Below are 15,004 nucleotides of genomic sequence, written 5' to 3' on the forward strand. Positions count from 1 at the left end.
GGTTTCAGCGAATTACCCGTGGAGTCATCAAGCACTGGCCGCACGCTCCAGCCATCGGCCGAGCAACGGCGACAGTTCGCTCAAAGGTTGATAACCATTGGTCAGCAGGGCCAGTTGGCCATTGCGCTCGGCCAGCAAAGTCGGGAAACCCGCGATGCCCAGATCCTGCGACCACGTAAAGTCGGCCGCCGTGGCCGCCTGCTGTTCGGGGCTGTCGAACGCGTCGGCAAACTGCTGGCGGGAAAAACCGGCCTGTTCGGCAAGCTCGGCCAGCACTGAAGGGCGCGTTACATCACGACCCTGGCCATAAAACGCCTGCTGAATCAGCTTGACCAGTTCCCAGGCGCGCTCCGGTTCCAGAGACCGCGCCGCCGTGACCGCGAGGCAGGCGGGCGTGGTGTCGTAGACAAAGCCTTCCGGCAACGCATCTTCACGCAGGAATGGCTGACCGGTGGCCTCCTCGACCGCCTGCCAGTGCTCAAGAATGTAGCGTCGTTTGGAGGCTTCCAGTGGCGAAGCCTCGGAACGCAGCCCGCCCATGACCAGATGCAGCGGTACATCCGCCGCCCGAGCCTGCTGCACCAGCGCATCGGCGACCGGAGCAAAGCCCCAGCACCACGAACACATGGGGTCCATGACATAAATCAGGCGGGCGGACATGGCTCAGGCCTCGGGAAGACGGTAATTACGACCGATCGGGTGGGGCTGGTTACGCGCCTTGGCCAGCTCGATCTGCTTTTGCCGATCAATGGCACTGCGACGGGTTTTCTCGCTCAGCGAGTCCCAGCAATGCGGACAGCTTACACCTGGCGTGTAGTGCTCGCTCGCACGGTCTTCTGCACTGATCGGGGTACGACAGGCATGGCACTGGTCGTAATCACCTTCAGTCAGGTCGTGGCGAACGGTGACACGGTTGTCGAAGACAAAACAGTCGCCGCGCCACTGGCTTTCGTCCTGCGGTACCTCTTCCAGGTACTTCAGGATGCCGCCCTTGAGGTGATAGACCTCTTCGAAGCCCTCTCCCAGCATGTAGCTGGAGGCCTTTTCGCAGCGAATCCCACCGGTGCAGAACATTGCGACTTTCTTGTGCACCGCCGGGTCGAAGTGCGCCTTGATGTAGTCAGGAAACTCACGGAAAGAGGTGGTCTTGGGGTCGATCGCGCCTTCGAAGGTGCCAATGGACACCTCATAATCGTTGCGCGTGTCGATCAACAGGACCTCCGGGTCGGCGATCAGGTCGTTCCAGTCCCTTGGCTCGACGTAGGTGCCCACGGCCTTGTTGGGATCGACGCCTTCAACGCCCAGGGTCACGATCTCTTTCTTGAGCTTGACCTTGGTGCGATAGAACGGCTGCTCTTCGCAGTACGATTCCTTGTGATCGATGTCGACCAGACGCGGGTCGCTGCGCAACCAGGCCATCAGGCCATCAATGCCCTCGCGGGTGCCGGACACGGTGCCGTTGATGCCTTCATCGGCGATCAACAACGTGCCCTTGATGCCGTTATCGACCATGGCCTGCAACAGCGGCTCACGGAACGCGACGTAATCGCTGAGGGTGACGAATTTGTATAGCGCAGCCACGACGATCGGCTGACTGATCGACTGTTGAGTCATGTATCACTCCAGGTGGCGACCCTCGCAAAGGGCCTACCGGACAAAAATCTGAACGAAAAAAACGCACCGGCCTTGCAGCGCGGTGCGGATTCTAGCAAAAACCGTAGATAGACAGGCACATCGGGTCGTTGATTTGAATCAACGACCCGACGGCACGGGTCTCTGAGTGCTCAGTGACCGCCGGCGCAGGTCGGCGATGCCGGTGCTGCGCCAGTCTTCGCCCATTCTTCAGGCGTGTAGGTGTGCAAGGCCAGGGCATGAAACTCGCCCATCAGGGCACCCAGAGTGGCATACACCTTCTGGTGGCGCTTGACCGAGTTCAGACCTTCGAACTGGTCGCTGACCAGAACGGCCTTGTAATGCGTCTGTTCACCACGACTGTGCATGTGGCTCTCGTCGAGCACTTGCAGATGATGCGGCTGCAGCAGCGCCAGCGCCGACTCGATACGTGTTTGCATGGTCATGACGGGATTCGCTTAAGGCTTCTTGGCTGGCGCTGGAGCGGCTGCCTTGGCAGGTTCCAGTTCGGCGGTCATGTCGGCGAGCAGCTTGTTGACGACCGGCACGGCGCTTTCCAGCTTGCCCTGGGTCAGCTGAGCCGATTGCTGAGCCAGCTCAGGCATTTTGGTCATCACTTTCTTGCCCAGTGGAGACTGGTAGAACGCAACCAGGTCCTTGAGCTCGCTTTCAGTGAAGTTGGCGGTGTAGAGCTTGACCATTTCAGGCTTCAGCTTGTTCCAGCCAATGGCCTGGTCCAGCGCGGTGTTGGCTTTTGCCTGATAGGTTTCCAGCAGCGCCTTTTTCGAGGCAGGTGCCTTGGTTTCGGCGAAGCGCTGGGCAAACATCTGCTGTACTTGTGCGTACACCGGAGCGCCCAGGCGATCGGCATTGGCAAGTTTCAGGAACGTTTCGGCGCTCGCGTTGTGACTGGCGGTATCGGCGAGGACCTGGCCACTGGCGCAGACCAGAACTACCGCGGTACAAATGGCACGAAGACGGGTCATCGAGTTTCCTTATCTAGCAAGCGAGGCAATACCTCAGGGCCGACCATTCTGCGCTTATACAGGCTTTTGGCTCAACCCCCGGTTCGCCGAGCGGTTAAAAAGCAATGCTCGGGAACCCTGTTCGCATATGGACACCTAACGCTGCAATGCACTTAAAGGAGTAAGCACAGTGAGCCGCACAGAAACCGACAGCATCGGCCCGATCGAAGTCCCTGAAGACGCTTATTGGGGAGCCCAGACCCAACGCTCACTGATCAATTTCGCCATCGGCGATCAGCATATGCCGCTGCCGGTATTGCATGCGCTCACGCTGATCAAGAAGGCCGCCGCACGCGTGAACAACCGCAACGGCGACCTGCCTGCAGACATCGCCCGCCTGATCGAACAGGCCGCCGACGAGGTGCTGGACGGCCAGCACGACGCCCAGTTTCCGCTGGTGGTCTGGCAGACCGGCAGTGGCACGCAGAGCAACATGAACGTCAACGAAGTGATCGCCGGACGCGCGAACGAACTGGCAGGCCAGGGGCGTGGCGGCAAGTCGCCAGTCCACCCGAATGACCACGTCAATCGCTCGCAAAGCTCCAACGACTGCTTCCCCACAGCCATGCACATCGCTGCGGCACAGGCGGTGAAAGAGAAACTGCTGCCTGCCATTGCCGAGCTGTCTGCTGGCCTTGCCGAGCAATCCGCGCGGCACATGAAGCTGGTCAAGACCGGCCGCACCCACATGATGGACGCGACACCGATCACTTTCGGCCAGGAGCTGTCCGGCTTCGTGGCGCAGCTGGATTACTCGGAAAAAGCCATTCGCGCAGCGCTGCCGGCGGTCTACGAACTGGCGCAGGGCGGCACTGCTGTCGGCACGGGTCTCAATTCGCCGAAAGGCTTTGCCGAAGCCGTGGCCGCTGAACTGGCTGCGTTGTCGGGCCTGCCGTTTGTCACCGCACCCAATAAGTTTGCAGCGCTGGCGGGTCACGAAGCGCTTACTTCACTTTCGGGCGCCCTGAAGACCCTGGCCGGCACCTTGATGAAAATCGCCAATGACCTGCGCCTGCTGGGTTCAGGGCCACGTGCAGGTCTGGCTGAAGTCAGATTGCCAGCCAACGAACCCGGCAGCTCGATCATGCCCGGCAAGGTCAACCCGACTCAGTGCGAAGCGCTGTCGATGCTGGCTTGCCAGGTGATGGGCAACGACGTCACGGTGGGCTTTGCCGCCAGCCAGGGTCACTTGCAACTGAACGTCTACAAGCCGGTCATCATTCACAACATCCTGCAATCGATTCGCTTGCTGGCCGATGGCTGCAGCAACTTCAACGAACACTGCATTGTCGGCATGGAGCCGGATGCCGAGAAGATGGCCGAGCACCTGGAACGCGGCCTGATGCTGGTCACCGCCTTGAACCCTCACATCGGCTATGACAAAGCCGCGCAGATCGCCAAAAAGGCCTACACCGAGGGGCTGACCCTGCGTGAGGCCGCACTGGCGCTGGGTTACCTGACGGATGAAGAGTTCGACGCCTGGGTACGTCCTGAAAAAATGCTCGAGGCAGGCAGCAATGGCTGACGCCAAAAGTGGCGCCACGCCGCTGGAAGGCAGCGGCAAACGCATTCTGATGGTCTATGGCACGCCCAAGACCATCAGCCTGTGCCATGCCCTCGCCGAAGCCTACACACAGGGTGCTCGCAGCGAAGGGCATGTCGTCCGGGTGTTAAAACTTGGAGACCTGGATTTCGATCCGGTGCTGCACAGCGGCTACGAACAGAGCCAGACACTGGAACACGACCTGCTCGAGGCCCAGCGACAGATTCACTGGGCCGAGCATCTGGTGTTCGTCTATCCCATCTGGTGGGGCGGCCTGCCTGCGCTGCTGACCGGTTTTTTCGACAGGGTGCTCACGCCGGGTTTCGCCTTCAAGGCGCATGGACGCAGACACCCTTCCAACGAACTGCTCAAGGGCCGGACGGCAGAACTGCTGGTGACCATGGACACCCCGCCCCGCTACTTCCGCTGGATCTACGGCGCTCCGGCGCATCGGCAGATGATTCGCACCATCCTCGGTTTCTGTGGCATCAAGACCAGACGCCTGACCGAGTTCGCCCCGGTGCGCACCTCGACAGAAGAACAGCGGCAGCAATGGCTTCGTCAGGCAGTTGCGCTGGGCAAGCGCTGAACCTGATCAGGCCTGGGCCAGCCTAGCCCTCCTCGCTTTCAACCCTGCGATCAAAGATGGCCCGAGCGCGGTGAGCGCCGATCCCAGCACCACCAGCAGCGCGCCGCCGTAACCCAGCGCGTTGATCTCTTCGGCCTGAACATAGGTCGGCCACAGCCAAGCCGCAATCGCCACCGAAGCCAGTGTGATCAAAGGCGTCAGGGCCAACGTCGCACTGACCCGCGAGGCCTCCCAGTGCGCCAGCGCTTCGGCAAAAGCACCATAGGCCACCAGCGTATTCAGACAGCAGGCCAGCAGCAGCCAGCCCTGCAGCGGGCTCAGTTGCAACGCCTGAGCGGGATGAGCCCATGGCGTGATCAGCAGCGCACAGAACAGGTAGATCACCATCATGACCTGCAGCGAGTTCCACACCGTCAGCAACTGCTTCTGGCTCAGCCCATAGAAGGTCCAGACCACTGACGCCATGATCACAATCAGCACGCCCAGGGTGTAGTCGCCCAGCGAGGTGAGCAACTCGACAAGACGCTGATTGAAGAACAGCCCGAAGCCGATCAGCAGGATCGCCAGACCAATGCCCTGCCCCAGACTGAAACGTTCCTTGAACAGAAAGATACTGCTGATCAGCAACAGGATCGGCCCGATCTGAATCAGCAATTGCGTCGTGCCGGGGCTGAGCATGCGCAGGCCGACCAGATACAACATGTAATTGCCGACCAGCCCCAATACCGCCAGCACGACCAGCACCTTGCCCTTGCGGCCGAGCAGTTTGAAGCTGGGCAGACGCTTGACCGAAGCCAGCCATACAAACAGCAGAGAGCCGGACACCAGCAACCGGAACCAGGTAACGGTCACCGGGTCCATCGCCTGCAACACCTGTTTGAGTTTGACGGGCAGGATGCCCCAGAGCAGCGCGGTCAACAGGGCAAGACAGAGGCCATACACCCAGCGGCCAGAAGAAATATGCATCACAGATTCCGAAACAAGGCAGGACAAGGCCTTCATTCTAGGCGCTGATCCGCAAAGCAACAGTTACAGCTGGGCAGCGTTATCGGCGCAAAGTGTTTTGCTCACGATTGGCGCTCACGATGAACGCTCGCCATGGTTGCGCTGGTAGGTCTCGCTGCCCATGGCCTGAATCTGTCCTTCTATCAAGGCATCGAACGGCCTGAGCAGCGCCTCGAAAGAAACCGGTGATTCGAGCGTCTGCAAGGCATGAACAATCGCCTCAAGCGTTGACAGTGCATCCGGTCCGGGCGCCTTGCGCAAACGGTAACGTGAGGCCGGTACATTGCCGAGCGTCACACGCGGCAGCGCAGCCAGCAGCGGATTGAGGTGCAATAATTTGCGCGCCTTGCGCCAGGTGCCGTCAGGGACCACCAGCAGGGTCGGCAGCGCTTCGGCCTGCCCGACAGTCAACGGCTGCGCGGCGTCACTAGGAAACAGCAACCGTGGCTGATAACCGGGCGGATTGAGCAGTTCTGCAAGGTCTTCGAACACTTCGCCGATCCTGAGCTGGGCATTGCTCAGCCCGAGTGCGGCAAAGCGTGCAGTGTTCAACGCGTGCTTCGCTTCGTCCGGGTGCTGCAGGATCAGCACCCGGGTTCGACTGCCCAGTTGTGGAATCAAGGCGCAGAGGCAGTGAGCATCGGGACGCAGGCAACGTTCGCATCGGCTTCGGGACATCGTTTTTACAACTCGCTGGTCACACTGGCAGACAGCAAGACAGGACCGGCATGCCGTCTGTCGCGCAACGTGGCAGTTTAAACAACTCGTCACCATTGCGCCGGGCTATCAACGGCTGCGCTTGGGATTTGAGCTAGCCTCAATGCACAGGGCTGGTGACATGAAGTCCCCCTGCTTGGATCATAACGATCAATAACAGGGGTTCTCATGAGTCGCGAGGAGATCAAACAGAGGGTGCTGGATGCGTTGGGCGTGATCCTCGTGGACAAGACCGAGATTCGCGACGACGCCACATTCAAGGACCTGAGGCTGGATGACGAGGACGTAGACGAACTGTTCGCTCAGCTGGGAGGCGAATTCAATTTCGAGTTTCCCGACTTCATTCGCAAGCGCGCACTCAACAAGCCCGAGCACCTGTCATTGCCAATGGTCGTGGACCTGATTCTGTTGATGCAGCAGGAGTCGTCGCCAGAGGGTGACAGTCAGAAGAAAAAGCGTCGCCGTGCCCCTTCGCGACATTGATTAGTTGCATGGATCATGGATCAATAACGAGGACTCATGTCGGGACGCGGGCGCGCCCCGATGCGATGGCGTATGTGCGCTGTCCTTGCGACAGCACGTGCCGGTACAACCTATCGGCGCGGGCGGCGACGTGTGTCGTCGGTGCGAACCGGAATGGGCTGCAGCTTTGGTCGTTCGATCAGACCCAGCGCAACACCCACATCATGGAGCCATTCTTGCAATTTGCTGTTCATAAAGCCCCCTTCAGGGAAAACACGGCGACCAACCTGTGCTGATCACCCAATAGAGATCATAGAAGCATCCGTTCGGTTCGCCGAGCGTTACGGAAAACAATTTTCCCGATATGGGCAATGTGACACCTGCGGGGAATTCCTTCTAGTCTTTGCGACGGACGGACACCCCTATTTTCTTACTCAGGCAGACGGACCAACCCTTCTTCGTCGGTCATGGCCCGCTCAAGCAGATCAGGCGGCAGGCTTTTACTGGCACGCGCGCCGAGCAGCTTCAACTGCTCACTGCGACTGACCAGATTGCCGCGCCCCTCTGTCAGCTTGTTACGCGCGGCCGAATAGGCCTTGTCCAGTTGCTGAAGACGACTGCCCACCTCGTCCAGATCCTGAATGAACAGCACGAACTTGTCGTACAGCCAGCCGGCACGCTCGGCGATCTCGCGGGCATTCTGGCTCTGGCGCTCCTGCTTCCACAGGCTGTCGATCACCCGCAGCGTGGCCAGCAGCGTCGTGGGACTGACGATCACGATATTGCGGTCGAAGGCTTCCTGAAACAGATTCGGCTCGGCCTGCAGCGCGGCGGAAAAAGCCGCTTCGATCGGCACGAAGAGCAGCACGAAATCCAGACTGTGCAGCCCTTCAAGACGCTTGTAATCCTTGCCCGACAACCCTTTGACGTGATTGCGCAGCGACAGGACATGCTGTTTGAGTGCGGCCTGCCCGATGACCTCGTCATCCGCCGACACGTACTGCTGATACGCCGTCAGACTGACCTTGGCATCCACCACCACCTGTTTGTCACCCGGCAACATGATCAGCACGTCAGGCTGGAAGCGTTCGCCATCCGGCCCCTTGAGGCTGACCTGGGTCTGATACTCGCGCCCCTTCTCGAGCCCTGCGTGTTCCAGCACGCGCTCCAGGATCAGCTCACCCCAGTTGCCCTGAGTCTTCTGCCCCTTGAGAGCACGCGTCAGGTTGGTGGCTTCATCGCTCAGACGCAGATTGAGCTGTTGCAGGCGCTCCAGCTCTTTGGCTAGCGAGAACCGCTCACGGGCTTCATTCTGGTAGCTCTCCTCGACGCGCTTTTCGAACGACTGAATACGCTCTTTCAAGGGCGTCAGCAGTTGCCCCAACTGCTGCTGGCTGGTTTCGGCGAAGCGCTGCTCGCGTTCATCGAAAATCTTGCCCGCCAGTTCCGCGAACTGTGCACGCAGTTCGTCCCGGGAACCCTGAAGGTCATTCAGCCGCTGCTGGTGACTGTCCTGCTGTTCACGCAGTTCGGCACCGAGCGCCGCGCATTGCGCATCGAGGCGACGCAACTCGGCCTCCTTGATGGCGCGTTCCTGATTCAGCCCCTGCGCGACATCACGGGCGTTATCGGACTCCTGCCGCAACAACTCGACTTCCCGGCGCAAGGCTGCAAGGTCAGCCTGCTTGGCGGCGTTGGCCTGGCTCAGGTCGCTGATCTCGTCACGACTGGCGTCCAATTGCGCATTGAGACCGTCCTGAGCCATTTGCGCCATGCTCAGGCGCTCATCCAGCAAGGCAGTCTCGGCATCGCGACGTGTCAGACGGCGTTGCAGTTGCCAGACCCACGCCAGCAACGGCAACGCTGCAGCGCCCAGGCCGTACAACAGGCTGTTCAAGTCAAATGCCATAACGACTCCGTGCGTGCCGAAAGAGTGCCAGCCGCATTATGCGTAAAGCGTTCAGAAAAATAGAGAGCACAGCAATGATGGCAGCGCCTCGGACAGTCACTGAGAAACCGCGCGCGGGCAAATCGGGGGGCGAGATTCTACTCGCTTTTGATGTCAACGACACCCCCGATTCTGTGTCGTTTCGGATCGGGACAATCCACAGAAGCTGTGGATAACTCAGTGGACAACACTCCTTTAACTCTCTCAAACGCAGGCAGAATGGGGCTTGCGCTCAAACTGACGATTTTTTCACCAGTTTAAAAAAACGATGTTTTTCATTGACTTAATAATTCACCATCAGAAATCAAACCCTTAGCGATGCATGTGACAGTGATGTGGCAGCTTGTGACGCTAATGTGCACAACTCTGAAACGTCCATTTTTTCAGGCGTTTCAAATCCTTTGCAGAAGCCGCCTGATTGCGACGCTTTCTCAATGAATCTGTGGCTCGCAGGGCATATTCCGAACACACCGAACACTCATTGAATCAGCTCTTGAACAGCCAGGCCGTACCTGTGAATCCCAACGTGCGACAAAAGGCGTTCGCTGCGGTCCAAACGAGCGCCGAGACCACCGCATCACGGTTCATGCTTGCGATTATTGAAGGGACACGATGAAAGAAGTAGTGAAGTTCTTCGTGCTGTTGATGGCTGTCTGCATCACGGCAGTCGGCGCCAGCATCGTCCTGCCGCCGCCGGATGGTGGCGTCTTCGCCTACACCATCCTGCTATCGGGCATCGCCGTGGCCCTGATCATCTGCAGTGATCTGAGCAAGGGGCGCATCAACAATGTCGGCGACATCATGCGCGCCATCGAAAGCCGAACGTCCAGGCCCCTGACCCTGGCAGCCTATGCGCTGGGCTGTTCGATGGTGGCCTGCGCCACGGTGCTGATCTATCGAATCTCCGACCACTGGTAGCTGTTGATTTATATACACACTTGCAATTCACTTCGGGCTTGATTAGCATAGCCGCCGTTAGTACCAAGCTGAAAATCAATTCCGGTCGACAAGTCCCCCAGTATCAGCTCTTTCCAAAGGAAGAGAATGCTGGCTACAAGGGATCGACCACCTCGATGGTTTCCAGGCATGACCCTTTCGCATATGTGAGCCACACCTTGGCGGCAATGCAGTTACGGCTATCATGCTCTGCTTCAACCAGCCTGCAATTGATCAGGATCTTCACCCGGAGCGTCGAACCTTTGCTCCTGTTGTGTTGCCTGCCCTCCTAAGTACCTACCAGCCAGCCAGAGCGCCATACGATAAAGCGCGCTTCAATTGACTGTCTTGTTCCAGTCAGGTTCTCCGCCCAGCCAGGCTTTACCAATCACTGCCGGCCCGCGTTTACTGGAATCTTTATTTATGCACGGTATTGTTCCGTGTTGATTCAGGAAACACCTAACATGACTCACCATAACCAGACCCAACACGCCATTCATACGTTGACCAACGCATTCGCGCCAATGAATTGCCTGATCATGGCGGCCCGCAAAGGCTGCTTCAGCTTCACCATCGTCAACGAGCACGGCATCGCCCGCCACAGCGAGCGCCTGTACCCCGATCAATACGCCAGCGCCGAACCGCTGCAGGCCGTGATCGAGCGTACCCGTCAGGCACTCATTGCCTGATAGACGAACGCAGCACCGCAAGCCCGAAACCCCGCCCTCACCTGGCGGGGTTTTTTATTGCCTGCATTTTCTGCTCGGATGAATCCGGCTAATTGCCAACGGATCTAGCCGCTTATCGGCAAAGCCGCAAACAATTTAAAAACAGGCCGTTACACCGCAAATCTGACACTACACTTCAACTCGGGCGACCTCAGGCCGCCTCCGGAAGCCCCCGCATCATCCGTTTCGCCAGGCATCAGAGGGGCATGCAGTCACATATCCGAGCGCCGACAGTATTATGGGTATTGCAGCCATAGAATTATGCCGTCACGTCATCCGCCCGACCCTGATGTATCTGGATCGCCGAAGCCATCGTGCCGAATCCCTGTTGCTGGGCATAGCCGCCAGCCAGTCAGCGTTCGGAGCCGCCCTGGACAGCCGCCGCGGGCATGGCCTCTATCGCATACCGGAGCTCAGGCACAAGCAGCTCTGGGACAACTACCTGGCTCTGGACCCCGACCTCGCCAGCCGCATCAGGGGCCTGGCCAGCCAGCATGCCTTTCTCAGCGGCCCGCACCTGGAACTGACCGTCAACCTGCGCTATTCGACCGCCATCGCCTTGATGATGATCGAAGCCGCCGATATGCGCCTTCCACCCGAAGACGATCCACTGGCCATGGCCAGAATCTGGAGAACCGTTTTTCAGCCGCAGGGACGATTGAGAGACTTTGTCGCATGCTGGAATGCCAGTGTCGCACCCTTGTATCTACCGGCATGACCCAGACACCGGAATTCGAAGATCGGCAGTGTTCGCTGCAAGATAGATGGATTGTCCTACAAGAATAGCTCTAACTCGGGCTCTTCAGGCTATAGCGCGCCGTCGAAAATGTTGGTAATTTCCGCCCGGTGATCACAAGGAGTTCTAATAATGAAAACAATGACAAAAGTAATGAACAGGACAACACTGGGTCTGGCTATCGGTCTGGCCTCCTCTCAGCTATTCGCTGCAGGTTTCGCACTCAACGAACAAAGCGTCAGCGGCATGGGCACCGGTTTTGCCGGTCGCTCCTCGTCTGCCGATGATGCAAGCACCGTCTTCGGCAACCCTGCCGGCATGTCCCGCCTCAAGCGCGAAGAAATCAGCGTGGGCGCGGCAGCCGTGATCGCCAAGACCAACATCGACAACGGCCGTGGGACCTTTGGCGGCAGCAACGACGGCGACATGGTTCCTATCGTGGGCGTGCCCATGGGCTACTACGTCAAGCCGATCGATGATCACTGGGCATTCGGCCTGGGCATGTACGCCCCGTTCGGCCTGGTGACCGACTACGAAAGCGGCTTCGCAGGCCGCTACTGGGGCGACAAGAGCCACGTACAGGTTGTCACCCTCCAGCCGACCGTCAGCTATGCCTTCAATGACAAGGTGTCCATCGGTTTCGGCCCCACCATCAACCGCATCGACGGCGAGCTGACCTCCTCCACGCTCAACGCTGCGACGCCAGGCCGTAACGACGGCAAGGTGAAGATCAAAGGTGACGACACCGCGCTGGGCTTCAACGTCGGCGTGCTGGTACAGGCCACTGACACCACCCGCCTGGGCCTGACCTACCACTCCAAGGTCGACTACAAGCTCAAGGGCAAGACCAAGATCGAAGGCTCCGGCTTCGGTCCGTTCGGCGGTCAGAAATACGACGCCTCGCTGGACATCTCCACGCCTGAGTCGGTGGACTTCTCCATCACCCAGCAGATCGATGAAAACTGGACTGTCTACGCAGGCAGCACCTGGACCCGCTGGAGCCGTCTGACCGACATCACCGTCAACAACGACGGCGTTCCTCCGCAACTGGGCGGCTCGGCAGGCCCGATCGGCACCATCTCCGAAGAGCAGGACTGGCACGACACTTGGGCTCACGCCATCGGCGCTTCGTACAAGGTCAACAAGGAGTGGACACTGCGCACCGGCTTCTCCGTGGACCAGGCGCCGACCAACAACGTCAATCGCTCCCCACGCATCCCGACCGGCGACCGCAAGATCGTCAGCTTCGGTGCCGGCTGGAGCCCAACCGACGACCTGACCATCGACGTGGCGTACTCGTACCTGCGTGAAGATGAAGCGAAGATCCGCAACAGCAGCGCCACCAAAGGCTCGTACAGCGCGGACTTCCGCAACACCGCGCACGGCGTTGGTACTTCGGTCACCTATCGCTTCTGATGGACGACTGAAAACCGGCTGAAAAAAAGCCCGCACATCCTCAGGGAGCGCGGGCTTTTTGTTGCGCCCGGTAAATGCTCCGCGTCCGCTCGAATGTGACGCGGAGCGTCACGGGAGGCATGCCCACGCGGAGCGATGGGCACGATCAGTGTTGAGGCAGACTTGTGATGATCGTTCCCACGCTCCCGCGTGGTAACGCCGCCCAGGACGCTCCGCGTCCGCTCTCGAATGCAACACAAAGCGTCACCTCACGCCGCCCGTCTCAAGGCTTCGACGCAATCGCCTTCTCGATGGCCGCAATCAGATCAGGATCATCCGGTTTGGTCATGCTGGAGAAGTTGGCGACCACGTTGCCCTGGCGATCCACCACGTACTTGTAGAAGTTCCACCGCGGGGCGCTGCTCTGTTCGGCCAGCACCTTGAACAGGTGGGTGGCGTCGTCGCCTCGCACGGCCTGCGGTTCGGTCATGGTGAAGGTCACGCCGTAATTGACGTAGCAGACCTTGGCGGTCTCTTCTCCGTCCTTGGCTTCCTGCTTGAAATCATTGGACGGCACTCCCAGCACTTCAAGGCCCTGCGCCTTATAGCGCTGGCTCAGCTCTTCGAGGCCTTTGAACTGCGGGGCGAAGCCGCAGAAGCTGGCGGTATTGACGACCACCATCGGTTTGCCTGCATAGCGCTGGCACAGGTCGATGTTTTCTTTGGAACGCAGCTTGGGCAGCTCGCCTTGCAGCAGGGCCGGGCAGTCGGCGGCCATGGCAGTGCCGCTCATGGCCAGCAGCAGGAAGGGAATCGATATAAAGCGAGTGTTCATCAAGGCGTCCCTGGAGTTGGTGGCTGTCTGCCGACACGCTACCCCAACCGACGCCTTCTGCCTAGCAAGCGCCCATGCCCAGTTGCAGCGCGGCCAGACCGACCTGCTGCCAGCCCCACCAGACCAGCGCCAGCACCGCACTGCCGAATGCAAGCGCCGCCAACAAAGGCCAGCGCCTGCTCACGCGACACCTGCCTGCGCCTGCAACCGCGCCACAGGGCGCTCACGCACCGGCCAGTTAAGGGCTGCCGCCAACAGACTGAGCAGGATCGACACTTGCCAGATCAAGTCGTAACTCCCGGTATGGTCATACACCAGCCCACCCAGCCAGCCGCCGAGGAACGCACCCAACTGGTGGAAGAGGAAGACGATACCACCGAGCATCGACAGATTGCGCACCCCGAACAGGGTCGCGACCGTACCGTTGGTCAGAGGCACCGTGGACAACCACAACAGCCCCATCGCGACACCGAACAGGTAAGCGGTGGTCTGGCTGAGCGGAATCCACAGGAACAATACGATCACGACAGCGCGCAACAGATACAGCGCCGTCAGCAGACGCGGCTTGGACATGCGTCCACCCAGCCAGCCCGCCGTATAGGTGCCGAAGATATTGAACAGGCCAATCAGCGCCAGCACCGTGGTGCCGACCTTGGCGGGCAAGTGCTGGTCGACGAGGTAAGCAGGCAGATGCACACCGATGAACACCACCTGAAAGCCACAGACGAAAAAACCCAGCGCCAGCAGCCAGAAACCGGAGTGCGAGCAGGCCTCACGCAATGCTTCACCCAGTGTCTGCTGAACCCCCACGGATTCGGTCGGCTTGTCCTTGAGCATGCCTACCAGCGGCAGGATCAGCGCCACCATCACGCCCAGCACCACCAAGGCGCCGGACCAGCCCAGCCAACCGATCAGCCCCAGCGTACCGGGCAGCATGGCAAACTGGCCGAACGAACCGGCAGCACTGGCGATCCCCATGCCCATGCTGCGTTTCTCGGCCGGCAAGGCCCGCCCGACGACGCCGAGGATCACGGAAAACGAAGTGCCGGACAGACCAATGCCGATCAGCAGGCCCGCGCTCAGTGACAGGCTCAGCGGTGAATCCGCCATGCTCATGCACAGCAGGCCCACGGCATACAGCACACCGCCGACAAACACGACCTTGGCCGCGCCGAACCGATCTGCCAACGCTCCGGCAAAAGGCTGGGCCAACCCCCACATCAGGTTCTGCAGGGCGATGGAGAATGCGAAGACCTCACGGCCCCAGCCAAAATCCGCGCTCATGGGCGCGAGAAACAGACCGAAGCCGTGCCGTGTTCCCAGGGAAAGCGCGAGGATCAATGCACTCCCGAGCAGTATCCAGCCACTGGTACGCCACACTGATGTCATTGTTCTTATGCTCCCTGACCGGAAATGCGTGGATATGCCCGTAAATCAATAATGGCGAAATTAC

At 59.6% G+C, this 15,004-nt stretch carries 18 protein-coding genes; 7 read left to right on the forward strand and 11 right to left on the reverse strand.

What is annotated here, in order from left to right; translation table 11 throughout:
• Positions 1 to 27: 27 nt before the first annotated feature.
• The 4 genes from AC0IXS_RS06800 to AC0IXS_RS06815 all read right to left on the reverse strand — a co-directional run bounded on the left by AC0IXS_RS06800 (position 28) and on the right by AC0IXS_RS06815 (position 2,618).
• Complete coding sequence (locus AC0IXS_RS06800; protein ID WP_057410495.1) at positions 28 to 660, reverse strand: DsbA family protein; 633 nt, start codon at positions 658 to 660, stop codon at positions 28 to 30.
• Positions 661 to 663: 3 nt separating this feature from the next.
• Positions 664 to 1,614: an oxygen-dependent tRNA uridine(34) hydroxylase TrhO gene (gene trhO / locus AC0IXS_RS06805; RefSeq protein WP_081021844.1), complete on the reverse strand. Its 951-nt coding sequence runs from the start codon at positions 1,612 to 1,614 to the stop codon at positions 664 to 666.
• A gap of 170 nt (positions 1,615 to 1,784) precedes the next feature.
• The gene (locus tag AC0IXS_RS06810; RefSeq protein WP_057410494.1) at positions 1,785 to 2,078 is read right to left on the reverse strand and encodes a BolA family protein; all 294 of its coding nucleotides are present in this window, start codon (positions 2,076 to 2,078) and stop codon (positions 1,785 to 1,787) included.
• 12 nt (positions 2,079 to 2,090) lie between these two features.
• Positions 2,091 to 2,618 (reverse strand): DUF2059 domain-containing protein, encoded by a 528-nt coding sequence (locus AC0IXS_RS06815; protein WP_004884127.1) that lies wholly within the window; start codon positions 2,616 to 2,618, stop codon positions 2,091 to 2,093.
• Positions 2,619 to 2,787: 169 nt separating this feature from the next.
• Here AC0IXS_RS06815 and AC0IXS_RS06820 point away from each other — a divergent pair, with 169 nt between their 5' ends.
• Both AC0IXS_RS06820 and AC0IXS_RS06825 read left to right on the forward strand, forming a co-directional pair.
• Positions 2,788 to 4,182, forward strand: coding sequence for a class II fumarate hydratase (locus AC0IXS_RS06820; RefSeq protein ID WP_004884128.1), 1,395 nt, complete (start codon positions 2,788 to 2,790; stop codon positions 4,180 to 4,182).
• The gene (locus AC0IXS_RS06825; protein ID WP_057410493.1) at positions 4,175 to 4,789 is read left to right on the forward strand and encodes an NAD(P)H-dependent oxidoreductase; all 615 of its coding nucleotides are present in this window, start codon (positions 4,175 to 4,177) and stop codon (positions 4,787 to 4,789) included. Before AC0IXS_RS06820 ends, AC0IXS_RS06825 begins: the two co-directional genes overlap by 8 nt.
• 6 nt (positions 4,790 to 4,795) lie before the next feature.
• Here AC0IXS_RS06825 and AC0IXS_RS06830 read toward each other — a convergent pair whose 3' ends face one another.
• Both AC0IXS_RS06830 and AC0IXS_RS06835 read right to left on the reverse strand, forming a co-directional pair.
• The gene (locus AC0IXS_RS06830; protein WP_057410492.1) at positions 4,796 to 5,755 is read right to left on the reverse strand and encodes a DMT family transporter; all 960 of its coding nucleotides are present in this window, start codon (positions 5,753 to 5,755) and stop codon (positions 4,796 to 4,798) included.
• A gap of 114 nt (positions 5,756 to 5,869) precedes the next feature.
• Positions 5,870 to 6,472 carry a tRNA-uridine aminocarboxypropyltransferase gene (locus AC0IXS_RS06835; RefSeq protein WP_471824191.1) on the reverse strand — a complete coding sequence of 201 codons (603 nt, stop codon included), beginning with the start codon at positions 6,470 to 6,472 and terminating at the stop codon, positions 5,870 to 5,872.
• Positions 6,473 to 6,679: 207 nt separating this feature from the next.
• Here AC0IXS_RS06835 and AC0IXS_RS06840 point away from each other — a divergent pair, with 207 nt between their 5' ends.
• A complete protein-coding gene (locus AC0IXS_RS06840) occupies positions 6,680 to 6,994 on the forward strand; it encodes a hypothetical protein (RefSeq protein WP_057410490.1) in 315 nt (104 codons plus the stop codon).
• Between the two features lie 110 nt (positions 6,995 to 7,104).
• Here the strand turns inward: AC0IXS_RS06840 and AC0IXS_RS06845 are convergent, their stop codons facing one another.
• Both AC0IXS_RS06845 and AC0IXS_RS06850 read right to left on the reverse strand, forming a co-directional pair.
• Positions 7,105 to 7,227 (reverse strand): PA1414 family protein, encoded by a 123-nt coding sequence (locus AC0IXS_RS06845; protein ID WP_004884133.1) that lies wholly within the window; start codon positions 7,225 to 7,227, stop codon positions 7,105 to 7,107.
• A 176-nt stretch (positions 7,228 to 7,403) separates the two neighbouring features.
• A complete protein-coding gene (locus AC0IXS_RS06850; RefSeq protein ID WP_162850634.1) occupies positions 7,404 to 8,768 on the reverse strand; it encodes a DNA recombination protein RmuC in 1,365 nt (454 codons plus the stop codon).
• 765 nt (positions 8,769 to 9,533) lie between these two features.
• Between AC0IXS_RS06850 and AC0IXS_RS06855 the strand changes: the two genes are divergently transcribed.
• The 4 genes from AC0IXS_RS06855 to AC0IXS_RS06870 all read left to right on the forward strand — a co-directional run bounded on the left by AC0IXS_RS06855 (position 9,534) and on the right by AC0IXS_RS06870 (position 12,737).
• Complete coding sequence (locus AC0IXS_RS06855) at positions 9,534 to 9,839, forward strand: hypothetical protein (protein ID WP_025993821.1); 306 nt, start codon at positions 9,534 to 9,536, stop codon at positions 9,837 to 9,839.
• Between the two features lie 482 nt (positions 9,840 to 10,321).
• Positions 10,322 to 10,546, forward strand: a complete 225-nt coding sequence (locus tag AC0IXS_RS06860) for a hypothetical protein (protein WP_004884137.1) — start codon at positions 10,322 to 10,324, stop codon at positions 10,544 to 10,546.
• A gap of 277 nt (positions 10,547 to 10,823) precedes the next feature.
• On the forward strand, positions 10,824 to 11,303 hold the full coding sequence (locus AC0IXS_RS06865; RefSeq protein WP_122667740.1) for a hypothetical protein: 480 nt from the start codon (positions 10,824 to 10,826) through the stop codon (positions 11,301 to 11,303).
• A gap of 159 nt (positions 11,304 to 11,462) precedes the next feature.
• Positions 11,463 to 12,737, forward strand: coding sequence for an OmpP1/FadL family transporter (locus tag AC0IXS_RS06870; protein WP_057410513.1), 1,275 nt, complete (start codon positions 11,463 to 11,465; stop codon positions 12,735 to 12,737).
• Positions 12,738 to 12,999: 262 nt separating this feature from the next.
• Here the strand turns inward: AC0IXS_RS06870 and AC0IXS_RS06875 are convergent, their stop codons facing one another.
• The 3 genes from AC0IXS_RS06875 to AC0IXS_RS06885 all read right to left on the reverse strand — a co-directional run bounded on the left by AC0IXS_RS06875 (position 13,000) and on the right by AC0IXS_RS06885 (position 14,940).
• Entirely contained in the window at positions 13,000 to 13,551 is a 552-nt protein-coding gene (locus AC0IXS_RS06875) for a glutathione peroxidase (protein WP_025993818.1), read from the reverse strand.
• A gap of 61 nt (positions 13,552 to 13,612) precedes the next feature.
• Positions 13,613 to 13,735, reverse strand: coding sequence for a hypothetical protein (locus AC0IXS_RS06880; RefSeq protein ID WP_057410488.1), 123 nt, complete (start codon positions 13,733 to 13,735; stop codon positions 13,613 to 13,615).
• Positions 13,732 to 14,940, reverse strand: coding sequence for an MFS transporter (locus AC0IXS_RS06885; protein WP_057410487.1), 1,209 nt, complete (start codon positions 14,938 to 14,940; stop codon positions 13,732 to 13,734). Before AC0IXS_RS06885 ends, AC0IXS_RS06880 begins: the two co-directional genes overlap by 4 nt.
• Between the last annotated feature and the right edge of the window lie 64 nt (positions 14,941 to 15,004).

It is taken from the genome of Pseudomonas sp. AC016 (genome assembly GCF_979253365.1).

Coding starts and splice junctions, on each gene's coding strand:
- AC0IXS_RS06835 (WP_471824191.1), bottom strand. CDS start 6,472: ATGTCCCGAAGCCGATGCGAACGTTGCCTGCGTCCCGATGCTCACTGC.
- AC0IXS_RS06885 (WP_057410487.1), bottom strand. CDS start 14,940: ATGACATCAGTGTGGCGTACCAGTGGCTGGATACTGCTCGGGAGTGCA.
- trhO (WP_081021844.1), bottom strand. CDS start 1,614: ATGACTCAACAGTCGATCAGTCAGCCGATCGTCGTGGCTGCGCTATAC.
- AC0IXS_RS06815 (WP_004884127.1), bottom strand. CDS start 2,618: ATGACCCGTCTTCGTGCCATTTGTACCGCGGTAGTTCTGGTCTGCGCC.
- AC0IXS_RS06840 (WP_057410490.1), top strand. CDS start 6,680: ATGAGTCGCGAGGAGATCAAACAGAGGGTGCTGGATGCGTTGGGCGTG.
- AC0IXS_RS06865 (WP_122667740.1), top strand. CDS start 10,824: ATGGGTATTGCAGCCATAGAATTATGCCGTCACGTCATCCGCCCGACC.
- AC0IXS_RS06810 (WP_057410494.1), bottom strand. CDS start 2,078: ATGACCATGCAAACACGTATCGAGTCGGCGCTGGCGCTGCTGCAGCCG.
- AC0IXS_RS06855 (WP_025993821.1), top strand. CDS start 9,534: ATGAAAGAAGTAGTGAAGTTCTTCGTGCTGTTGATGGCTGTCTGCATC.
- AC0IXS_RS06830 (WP_057410492.1), bottom strand. CDS start 5,755: ATGCATATTTCTTCTGGCCGCTGGGTGTATGGCCTCTGTCTTGCCCTG.
- AC0IXS_RS06800 (WP_057410495.1), bottom strand. CDS start 660: ATGTCCGCCCGCCTGATTTATGTCATGGACCCCATGTGTTCGTGGTGC.
- AC0IXS_RS06845 (WP_004884133.1), bottom strand. CDS start 7,227: ATGAACAGCAAATTGCAAGAATGGCTCCATGATGTGGGTGTTGCGCTG.
- AC0IXS_RS06825 (WP_057410493.1), top strand. CDS start 4,175: ATGGCTGACGCCAAAAGTGGCGCCACGCCGCTGGAAGGCAGCGGCAAA.
- AC0IXS_RS06870 (WP_057410513.1), top strand. CDS start 11,463: ATGACAAAAGTAATGAACAGGACAACACTGGGTCTGGCTATCGGTCTG.
- AC0IXS_RS06860 (WP_004884137.1), top strand. CDS start 10,322: ATGACTCACCATAACCAGACCCAACACGCCATTCATACGTTGACCAAC.
- AC0IXS_RS06875 (WP_025993818.1), bottom strand. CDS start 13,551: ATGAACACTCGCTTTATATCGATTCCCTTCCTGCTGCTGGCCATGAGC.